The organism is Kitasatospora sp. NPDC057542 (genome assembly GCF_042801945.1).
Classification (GTDB): domain Bacteria; phylum Actinomycetota; class Actinomycetes; order Streptomycetales; family Streptomycetaceae; genus Kitasatospora.
In genome coordinates this window covers 1-9799 of the sequence record NZ_JBHVFE010000346.1, presented here as the reverse complement: position 1 = coordinate 9799, position 9799 = coordinate 1, and the positions used below count along the sequence as shown (strand labels likewise).

Here is a 9799-nt window from a genome sequence, read left to right as displayed (position 1 = left end):
CCCATGTCATCAGCGCGGTGCGGGACCTGAACCGGCTGGAGCTGGCCGGGGAGAGCGTGCGCGCGGCGCTGGAGGCACTGGCCGTTGCGGCGCCGACCCGGCTCGGGCAGGCGATGCCGGTGGCGGAGCTGGAGCTGCGCTATGCGGCCAGGGTCGCAGGAGGACACGGGCGCGGCCGTGCCGGTGGCGGTGCCGTCGCTGGCGACGTTGCACCGGGCGATCCGCCGCGACCTGAACCCGGGCCAGCGCGCGGCCCTGTCCGGCGGGGAGCGGGCACGGCGCCGCCACGACGTGCACCTGCGCCGGCCTCGCCAGTGGCGCAACGCCTGCTGGGAGGGCGATCACAAGCACGTCCCGGTCGAGGTCGACCTGCGAGGCGAGCTCGTATGCCCATGGGTGACCTGGTTCATCGACTGCGCCCACTACACCGTCACCGGACCGTCCTGCGCGGCCCCGGGTCACGGCAACGTGATCCGGCTACCTGACTTTGGAACCGGCCCGACCTCTCCCCGACGGCAGCCGCTCTCGGCGGCCTACCGGGCCAGGAACCCCTCGATGTCGCGCTTCACGGTTGGTGGCACGTCGGCCAACTTCGAGACGATCGACCGGACTTCCCGCCTGAGGTCGGGAGACTTGCTCCAGACCCCCGCATCCCTGGTGAGCACGGCGTCCAGCAGATCGCCTTCGTACATGTCGCCTTCCGCCAGTGGGTTCTCCCGAAGGACCTCGATCGCCAGCGGCAGGAGATGGGCAAGGCCTACGTCCTGCCCGATGAGCAACCGCATGTCCTCGACCGTCAGGTCGCCAATCGGCTTGCGCCGAAGCTCGTGCGCGGTCGCCATCAGCCGGGTTTCGCCGCCCGATGGGGCTGGCCAGCGGTCGTTCTCAAGTTCCTCAAGGGAGCGGTCACGGTTCGCGGGTCGAGTCACCGACCGATCGTGCCACGTCAGGTCTCAAACGCGGTCCGAGCTCAGGCGGTGTGTGCGCGGCCTGTGGCGGGTGGCCTTGCCATCGACTCCCGTACCGGCTTGAGTACGGCTACTCAGGCGCCGGCCCGGGCCGCACTCCTAGCGTGGTGGCACGAAGCCAGACGGAAGGGGGCCGGGGTGTTCGACAAGAGGTTGGCGAAGGGCTGTCTGGGGGCCGTGGTGATTCTCGCCGCCCTGGTGGGGGTCGTGTTCGCGCTCTACATCGGGATGTGGATCTACATCGGTCCTGCCAGCTGACCCGGAGCGCTTGAGAGGGCGTTTGGCGTAAGCGGATTGCCCTTTATGCCCTAGTAAGTTCCTCGCCAGGTTGGTGTGGTCTCGTCCGTTATGCGTTTGGTGAGGTTGTCGATTGAGGCGATGTGGATCACGGCTTCGGAGCTGCTCGGCAGGGTCTCGTAGTCGCGGGCCAGCCGGCGGCGCAACATGAGCCATCCCAGACTTCGTTCGACTACCCAGCGCCTTTTCACGACGTGGAAGCCGCGGACGTCGGATTTTCCGGCGACGACTTCGACATCGACTCCGAGGCTGGCCCCGCGCTCGATCAAGGCGTTCTTGAAGCCGGTGTCGACCCAGCTTTTGGAGATGCTCGGGTAGGTCTTCTTGGCCTGGTTGAGGAGGTGGATTCCTATGGCATTCTCGGACAGGCTCGCGGCGGTGACGGCCACGGCGAGGATCAGGCCGATGGTGTCGGTGGGGATGCCGCGCTTGCGGCCGTTGATCAGCTTGCCGCCGTCGAAGCCCCGGCTGTCGGCGCCGACGACGGCGTCCGCCTTGACCGACTGTGAGTCGATCACGCCCGCGCTCGGCTCCGGATCCCGCCCCGCCTTCTCCCGGACCTTTCCACGCAGCCGATCGTGGAACTCCTTCACCAGACCGTGGTCGCGCCAGCGGCGGAAGAACGCGTAGACCCGGTCCCACGGCGGGAAGTCGGCCGGCATCGTCCGCTCCTGACCGGGGGCGCCGTCGCTTCGCCGGCGACCGCCGTCCCTGAGATCAAGGCCGTGGAGCCGGCCGCGTTCACCGAGCAGCGCCGTGAGCGCTACACCGCCCAGATCGCCAACCTCGGCCAGCTTCCAACCTCGGCCTGACATCGCCGACCATCGAAGGGGCCCGCCAACCGGCGGGCTCCTTCGCGTTACCAACACGGGTAACGCATTTGTCCTGTGGCGGGTACAGAACGCAGACCTTCCTGCTGGCCGGACCGACCCGGTCGCTCCACGCCGGTCGAGTGCAATAGCACCGGCTTGACTACCTCGTTCTGAGGACCTGCAACAACGGCCGACCTCGGTCTGGCCCTGCTGGCCAGGGCCAGACCGCCACCACCGGTGATAGCGCTTTGGCCTACCCGGCCCGGTCCGGGCTGCGAGACTGGTGATCATGACCGACCGCCGCACTCTCGCGATGCCCTTCTCCGAGCCGGCCACCGACGCTGCCGTGCCCACCCAGTCCGGCGGACACCGGCTGCTGCCGGTCGAGCAGGGCGCCGACTTCCGCCAGCCGCGCGGCGAGACCGCGGCCGTGCCCGCCCCGGTCCGGCGCCCGCTCGCGGCCGGTGGCCTGACCTTCTCCGACCCGGACCGCCGGATCTGACCAGACCCCGTCCGTCAGACCGCTGACCTGCGACGGTTTCAAAAATCGGCCCTCAAATGAGGGCCCAAAAGTAGAAGCCCCCGCCGCCGGCCTGCGGTTCTACCCGCTGTCCATCGCCCGGACAGGGCGATTTGTGCATTGCCCCGCCCGGGGACCCGGCTCGGTGGCACGATGAGATGTCCATGGTCAGACGCCTGTTGGGGGGTTGTCGTTGCCGGGTGACAAACGGCGGATCCAGACGGCGGTGCTGGGCGGCGCGGAGTCGGAGGTGCCGCTGATCCTGCCGCTCGAGGCGATCGAGTTGGACGCCTTCCGCCGGCATCACGCCGAGGACACCTTCTGGTGCGGGCTGCTGCTCGGCGGCTGCGGCACCCAGCTCACCACCAAGCTCTACACCGACCGGGTCTGCCACTTCGCCCACCTGCCCGACCCGACCGGCCTGCACGTGTGCGGCCGCCGGGCACGGGACGTGGCCAGCGCCGACCACCTCTACGTGAAGTCCGCCGCCATCGCCTGGCTCCTCGACCAAGACCACGCCGGTGCCGTCCACCTGCGCGAACCGCTCGGCTCCGTCGTCGACATCGCCTGGGAGCACGGAACCCGCGGGCTGCGCCTGCACCTGGACGCCGCGGTGGCCCCGGTCTGGGACGACGAGACACTGGAGCCGGTCCTGGGCGTGTCCGTGCCGGTCGACGACGAGACACTGGTGCGCCGCCGGTTCGTGCACCGGGTGGGGTTCGACAGCGTCGGCACCACCCGGCAGGTGCGGATCGGCACCCAGGCCTTCGCGCAGGAAACCGAGTGGTTCGGCCTCGGCGAGTGCTCGATGACACCGGACGGGTTCCGCACGCCAGCCGTCGAGCGCATCGTCCGCACCCACCGCACCGGCGCCCCTCGCGGCGCCTGGAGGCTACTGGTACCGGAAGGCCGGCGAACAGAGCCGCATCCCGCCCGCCGCCGCCTGGAAGCCGCCCTGGCCTCCGGCTCCCGGGTCGCCGTCGAGTCCGCGTACCGCGACCTCGAAGCCACAGGCCCCGACTGGGGTCCCGCGACCCAGGAAGTCGCCGCCGAGCTGGAGAAGGCCCAGGCCTGGCTCGACGGACACCACCGCGAGCGCGAGAAGCTGTTCGAGTCACTGCGCCAAGCCGTGCAAGGCGGCGACACCGGGGCCGTACGCACCCTGCTCGCCCGCGTGAATGCCAAGGCCCGAGACCGGACCTCGGAACACCACGGCATCGCCATCCGCGCGGTGAACTTCCTCAGGAACCAGGAACGTGCCGCCCGGGCCCGTCGAAACCAGGAAGATCCTGAGTCCGCCGCCGAGAACACACATCGGCCCAACACCCCGAAATCGCGTCAGTCCAGGCCCGCGCCCGAGCCCTTGCCCCCGCCACCCGGGTCGGCGCAGCGACGAGTGCGGGACATCCTCAGCGACCTGCGGCGCCTGGGCAACCGGATGGGACCCCAGACCATGCTGCACGCGTTGGACTCGCTGACCACCGTCATGGAGATCGCGGGCGACCTGGTCACCCCGGCACAGCGGGCAGAGGCCGAACGGTGGATCGCACGCGGCCGACGGCTGCGCGCCGCGAACACCATGCCGGCACCGAGGCAGACCACCGAGGACCCGGCTCCCCGGAACCGTCCGGAGGTCGGAAACCGTGCCGCCCACGCCCAGGTGAGCCGGATCCTGAGCGCCCTCGGACGCAACAGTCACCAGATGCCGAACCGTGAGCTGTGCCACCAAGCGCGCCTCCTGGCCAAGGAAGCGAAGAGGGCCGGCTCCCTTGTTACGCCGGCCCAGCGCCAAGCGGTTGACCGGTGGCTCGCCCGGGCTGAACGCCTGCAACCGCCTTCCCGGCCGGGACCGGCCGGCAGCCACAACCCCGTGGCATGAGGCGAAGCCGCGTCGATCTGTTTTACGGCCGTAAAACAGACCCGACACGGGAGGGGGCGCCCGGCGCTCGCGCTGTTCATGGCCGCAGTGGTGGTGCGCTTTGCCACCGGCTCTGACCTGCGACGGTTTTATAAATCGGCCCTCAAATGAGGGCCCAAAAGTAGAAGGCCCCGCTGCTGGCCTGCGGGTCTACCAGCCGTCCATCGCCCGGACGTCCCCGGGCATCGCGTAGCGGCGGCAGGCGAGAAGCTCCTCGGCGGTGATGCCGATGTCGTTGGCGACCAGGGCGAGGACGTCCTCGGCCTGGCGGTCGCCGACGTAGGCCGGGACGGTCTCTCCAGCGCGCCCGATGCGGTGCTGGGCGGCGCGGTGCTGAGCGACCAGGTCGCGGCCGGCACTCACGTGTCGGCGCCAGGCTTCGGCGGTGATGCCGTCCGGGGCAGGGCCGGTCTCCAGCTCGGCGGCCGGGATGTCGGGGCGGGCGCGGTCCGCCGCCGGCACCCCGGCCAACTGCCAGCCCGCCGGGAGCACGGGGAACTCCGTCGGCCCGCCGTACGGGTCCGCCGCGCCCTGTACGACCAGCGTCGGCAGCCCGCCGCCGAGGAGTTCCGCAGCTCGCGAGTCCTCCAGGCGGCCCGGTGGGTGCAGCGGGAAGGCCATCGCCAGCACGGCCACCGCGCCGCTCGCCGCACCGGTCCGGCAGGCCACCCGGGCCCCGGCGCTGCGGCCGCTCACTACCAGCGGTACGCCCTCGGCGAGCATCCGGTCGGCACCGCCGGTCATGTGGTGCACCGCGTACAGGTGACCGCGGGCCCGCTCGGTGTACTCCAGCGCCTTCGTCAGCATCCCCAGCGCCTCGATGGTCGCGTCGTCCACCCCTGGCGGCCGGCGGTGCGCCTCGTCCGGCTCTTCGGTCCCGACGCCATCCGCCACCGATGCCTCCCGACCTGCTCGCCTGACCCCTTCACCGTCGTTCGGCCCGGGAACAGGCGCACGCGGGGAAGGGCCGACCGGCGGGTCAGGCCGCCGGCACCTGCGCGATGTCCGGATGGGCGGCCTGCTTGAGCTTCATCTCCGCCTTGTGCCGGTTCTCCACCCCAACCCAGTACGGGTGGGCGTACAGCTCGGCGCCGACCGCGGCGAACGCGGCCCGCTGCTCCTCGGTCGGGTCGGCCATCCAGTCGGCCTCGGCGGTGTACCAGCGGCGCTGGAGTTCGAGCAGGTCAGCGGGGAAGTCAACGGCATCAGACACGACGCCCATCGTAGATCGCACGCCCGTACGGCCGACCGCACGGCACCCCGAGACCCACCCACCCCAGCCCCAGACAGCCCACGCACCTGGACAGAGCCCGGACCCAACCCCTCCAGATGGCATGTCCGCGGCCGAAAAATCCCAGATCAAAGCCCTGGCCACCCACCGACCAGCGGGTCTAGCATTCCCGGCACGGCGGCCCCACCACAGCACCACCGGGCCGCCGAGCAGAGCAGCCGCGCCGTGACCCCGGCGCTGGTGACCTCCCACCGGCCGGGTCCCGCGGAACACCCCCCTGCTCCCAGGACCCGGCCGCTGCACCGCTTCCCTCGGGTGTCATCACTGACCGCGCCCTGACGGCCGCCGCGCCGCTGGCCGGGTGCTGCTCGCCGCCGGCCGGGTCCGGGGCGGGGCCGGGTGCGCGGTGAAGTGTCCCGCTGTGTTGCGGTGAAGAGCCAGCGCCGATCGTTATCGCTGGACGCGGGTGGCCGTGGATCGCGTCCGGCTGGTGCCGGCCGCTCGCGGTGGGGCGGGTCGGGCTGGGGCGCGACGGCCCCAGGAAGGCCGTCAGGCCGCCTCCGTTCGGCCTGGCCCCCACGCCCACCTCGGCCACACAGCTGCGCCCCCGCACTGTCCCCGGGGACGTCCTCCGCCCGCGACGCCGGAGCCTCCAAAGCTGGCTGGGCCGCCGTCCTCGCCGCCGGCCTCGACGTCGAGTTCACCGGCATCGACCGGGGTGTCCTCGACATCGACTGATGCCACCAGCCCGCCAGATCCGGCCTTCACCGAGGCCGCAGCCGGTGGCCCGCGACAACGAGTTGCAGCGCAGTGTCACCGAACTGCAGTACCGGGCGTCACTGGGCTGCGGTCTCGGTGACACCCGAGTGCACACCCGCCGTGCTCCTTCGCCCAGACACGGGCCCAGTTGAACCCGGCTCGTTACTGCTGCGCCTCTGCGAGTTCCCGGACCGCGCGGGCGAGATCGAGGATGGCCAGGACGATCGCGTCGAGCCCCTCGCCGATCGCGTCGGTCTGCTTGTCGGCGCCCTCACGGTTGATGGCCCGCTGGGCGGCGCTGTCCGCGAGTTCCTCGTAGTACGACACTGCTTCCCCTCCTGGTGTACGAGCACAACGAGGCGATCCTCCCCGCCGGAGAAACCCGCTACGCCCCGACGTACAAGAGCGGGAACCGAGTTGGACGTGGATGGATTCGCCCCCTACGCTCTCCCGTGGGCCGCGTGCCCGGCGTGCCGTCGTGCTGTTTTCCGACGGCCTCCTCAAAAAAAGCCTGTTGAGTTGCGTTTGTGCAATTCGTTCCACGAGCTCCAAACACGTCCGTGCTAAGCATCGGCGCGACTCGGCAGGCCCGACCCCGCACGTCGCGGATTGAGGCTGGCTGTTCGTTGAATTCTGTGGTTGTCCGGCACGCCCTGATCGGGCTGAAGGTCCTGCCCGTGGTCCTGGTCGTCGTGCTGTCCGCCCCGGCATGGCTGTCCTGGCCGTTCCTCCCGGAGCGGCGCCAGCAGTTCGTGCTGGCCATGGTGAAGGCGCTGGCCGACTGGACGCAGGGGACCTCGCGCGAGGACACCGCCGACACGGCCGTCGGCACGGACCAGACGATGCCGGTCATCCAGCCGGCCACGACTACCCCCGACCCCGCCGGACTGACGCTGGAACCGGCCGAAGAGGGCGATGAAGGTGCAGACATGGTCGGCTGACACCGCCTCGGCCCAGTCCGGGCTGCGCCGGGGCCGGTGTTCGCGCACCGTGGAGGGGCCGGTCCGCGTCCGAACCCCCGAGCGGATGTGCGGACCGGCCCCGGCGGTGCGTCAGTGCCAGGTCACCTCGATGTGCTGGGCGAGGAAGGTCACCGCGGTGATGAGCAGCGAGGAGCCGACGGAGGCGAGGACCGCGCCGCTCATTCGGCCGGGGTCGCGCCGGGCCGGCCGTTCCTGCCCGGCCCGGCGGGGCGCCTCGTCCAGGTCCCGGTTCCGTGGGGCCGGTGTGCGCGGTGGTGTGGTGTGCGAGGTGCGGCGCTGTCGGGCTGCTGTGCGTTCGGCCATGGTGGTTCCTCCCGTGTCGTCGACTGGCCGGTGCGGACCTCGTCGCCCGGTGCTGGGCGGGTCCGATGGGCCGGACAGTATGCGGCTGGGAGCGCCGATCAAGGGGGCTCCGTCGCCGAGTTCGACCACGCGAACTCGGCGCAACGGGCGCACAGTACACGGCTGGGCGGGCGGGTCAACCCCCCCCTGGCGACGTGCGGAGACGGGCTTGCGGTGCGGGGGTCGACCGTGGCCGAGGCCGGGGCCCTGCCTACCTCCGGTCGGCGGCGGGTGCTCCGTCCCGGCGGTTTTGAAAGATCTTGTCAATTGATCATGTGTTGACCACTGGACTTGCAGAATCTGGGACTTTAGATCTTGGCTGCCTGGCCTGCGGTTTTGCTGCCGTGATTGCCTCTCAAGGCCTGGGGCCTGTGGCTTTGCAGAATCTGGGACTGCTGTTCAGCCCAGTTGGGAAAACCGAGAGGCGGTGGAAGGGATCGCCTCGACGCTGTTGATCTTGTGGCCGGCGCCGGACCCCGGGGCCAGCTCAACACCATCAACGAGGTCCAGGCCCTGACCCGCAAACACTGGCAGCCGCACAGCGACGGCCTCGACTTCACCGGCCGCATCCCGATCCTCGCGTGCACCCTCGACCAGCTGACAGCCCGCGGCCCGCACGCCCCGATCTGGTGGCGCTTCGGCAGCCACCAGTGGCAGAACCTCACCGACGCCCTCGCCAACACCGACTACCTCACCCGCACCCGGGCCCGCCTCGCCGCCGAGAAGCAGGCCGCCGAAGACGAGAAGGAACAGCGCCTGGAAGCCACCCGCTGCCCGGGCTGCAACCGCCGCGAGGACGAGTACGACTACAAGCCCGGCGCCGGCGACGGCACCGAGCTCTGCTACGACTGCCGCAAGGAAGCCGACGACATTCGCGAGCACAACGCCCTGCTCGCCGCCCGCCGGGCGAACGCCGCCATGCACCCCTGCCACACCTGCCAGGGCTCCATCGGAGGCAAGCCGGACTCGGTCGCCGAACTGCGCAAGCCGGCCGACCCGTACCGCCTGGAATGCCCCGACTGCGACGACAAACGCCACGCCAACGGCCGCCCGCCGATCATCCTTCCCCTGCCCACCAACCGCGACCGCCGCCGCGCCGCCGCCGGCAGGCTCGACGACCCGTACTGGCACATCCGCCTGCACCACGCGAAGGAGTACCCCAACCGCTGACCAGGCCCCATGGAACGGCAGCGACCGAAGCGACCGACACCGAAGGCGGTGCGCGCCACGAGCAATGGGGGTGCGGCGCGCACCGCCCACCCGATCCTGCCAGAGCCCCGCAACCTGACTCCTGACGGTATGGTTCCCGATGCCCGGCGGTGTATGGAAGTGCAAGGGCTATGGGACCCACAGTGGGCGGTGTGACGACTGATATGAAGGCAATTGCAGAGTTCCGATTCAGGCCGGATCACATGAATAGTCCTGGCCATCTTAGTTCTCTTGATGATGTCGACGTCCTGATCGAAGAGATCATCGCCGGCTCGACGTATGAGAATCTGGCTCAGATCACCCACCTGGCCAGGGGGTGTGTCAAGCCGAATATTCCTGGTCATGATCTCCCGGAACTGCCGGATCACGACTTTCAGGTCGGAGTGGATAGGGAGCTTCAAGTCGCAGTTTTGCTCTTTATTGACGACACCGGAAACTACGTGTCGGAAGGATCTCCGGATTCACGGAGTGCACCCGTATACTATCTTGCAGGGCATCGGACAGAATTTCGTGATCAAGTAGAAATTCCTATCGATATTGCGCGGGAAGCCGTTAAGGAATTTCTACTTACTAAAGGCCGGCGTCCTACATTCATCACCTGGAAGAACCAGTATCCGGAAGATGATCTAATATAGCTATGATTGGGTCGTGGGGCCGCAAAAATAGGGGGGACGACCCCCCCGTCAGCAGATGCACCCCCGCGACCCCCCGGGGGTTTTAAAAAAAAAACAGCCCCCCCGACAAAAAAAAAAAGCGGGTT

The 9799-nt window shown here is 69.6% G+C and carries 9 protein-coding genes and 2 pseudogenes; 5 read left to right on the top strand and 6 right to left on the bottom strand.

Annotation, left to right across the window (positions count from 1 at the left end; all coding sequences use genetic code 11):
• Positions 1-533: 533 nt before the first annotated feature.
• Both ACFU7Y_RS32120 and ACFU7Y_RS32115 read right to left on the bottom strand, forming a co-directional pair.
• Positions 534-929, bottom strand: a complete 396-nt coding sequence (locus ACFU7Y_RS32120) for a contact-dependent growth inhibition system immunity protein (protein ID WP_380770487.1) — start codon at positions 927-929, stop codon at positions 534-536.
• A 347-nt stretch (positions 930-1276) separates the two neighbouring features.
• Positions 1277-1927: pseudogene (locus ACFU7Y_RS32115) on the bottom strand (IS5 family transposase); the annotation flags it as partial.
• 439 nt (positions 1928-2366) lie between these two features.
• Between ACFU7Y_RS32115 and ACFU7Y_RS32110 the strand changes: the two are divergent.
• Together ACFU7Y_RS32110 and ACFU7Y_RS32105 are read left to right on the top strand one after the other, a co-directional pair.
• The gene (locus ACFU7Y_RS32110; protein WP_380770486.1) at positions 2367-2579 is read left to right on the top strand and encodes a hypothetical protein; all 213 of its coding nucleotides are present in this window, start codon (positions 2367-2369) and stop codon (positions 2577-2579) included.
• A 211-nt stretch (positions 2580-2790) separates the two neighbouring features.
• Positions 2791-4476 (top strand): hypothetical protein, encoded by a 1686-nt coding sequence (locus ACFU7Y_RS32105; protein WP_380770485.1) that lies wholly within the window; start codon positions 2791-2793, stop codon positions 4474-4476.
• Positions 4477-4962: 486 nt separating this feature from the next.
• Here the strand turns inward: ACFU7Y_RS32105 and ACFU7Y_RS32100 are convergent.
• The 3 genes and pseudogenes from ACFU7Y_RS32100 to ACFU7Y_RS32090 all read right to left on the bottom strand — a co-directional run.
• Positions 4963-5226: pseudogene (locus tag ACFU7Y_RS32100) on the bottom strand (alpha/beta family hydrolase); the annotation flags it as partial.
• Between the two features lie 268 nt (positions 5227-5494).
• Positions 5495-5728 (bottom strand): hypothetical protein, encoded by a 234-nt coding sequence (locus tag ACFU7Y_RS32095; RefSeq protein ID WP_380770484.1) that lies wholly within the window; start codon positions 5726-5728, stop codon positions 5495-5497.
• A gap of 939 nt (positions 5729-6667) precedes the next feature.
• The gene (locus ACFU7Y_RS32090) at positions 6668-6832 is read right to left on the bottom strand and encodes a hypothetical protein (protein ID WP_380770483.1); all 165 of its coding nucleotides are present in this window, start codon (positions 6830-6832) and stop codon (positions 6668-6670) included.
• Positions 6833-7131: 299 nt separating this feature from the next.
• Here ACFU7Y_RS32090 and ACFU7Y_RS32085 point away from each other — a divergent pair, with 299 nt between their 5' ends.
• Positions 7132-7446, top strand: a complete 315-nt coding sequence (locus ACFU7Y_RS32085; RefSeq protein ID WP_380770482.1) for a hypothetical protein — start codon at positions 7132-7134, stop codon at positions 7444-7446.
• Positions 7447-7557: 111 nt separating this feature from the next.
• Here the strand turns inward: ACFU7Y_RS32085 and ACFU7Y_RS32080 are convergent, their stop codons facing one another.
• The gene (locus ACFU7Y_RS32080) at positions 7558-7791 is read right to left on the bottom strand and encodes a hypothetical protein (protein WP_380770481.1); all 234 of its coding nucleotides are present in this window, start codon (positions 7789-7791) and stop codon (positions 7558-7560) included.
• A gap of 498 nt (positions 7792-8289) precedes the next feature.
• On the opposite strand from ACFU7Y_RS32080, the gene ACFU7Y_RS32075 reads away from it, so the two are divergent.
• Together ACFU7Y_RS32075 and ACFU7Y_RS32070 are read left to right on the top strand one after the other, a co-directional pair.
• Entirely contained in the window at positions 8290-9000 is a 711-nt protein-coding gene (locus ACFU7Y_RS32075) for a hypothetical protein (RefSeq protein ID WP_380770480.1), read from the top strand.
• A gap of 191 nt (positions 9001-9191) precedes the next feature.
• Positions 9192-9674, top strand: a complete 483-nt coding sequence (locus ACFU7Y_RS32070; RefSeq protein WP_380770479.1) for an Imm1 family immunity protein — start codon at positions 9192-9194, stop codon at positions 9672-9674.
• Positions 9675-9799: the final 125 nt, after the last annotated feature.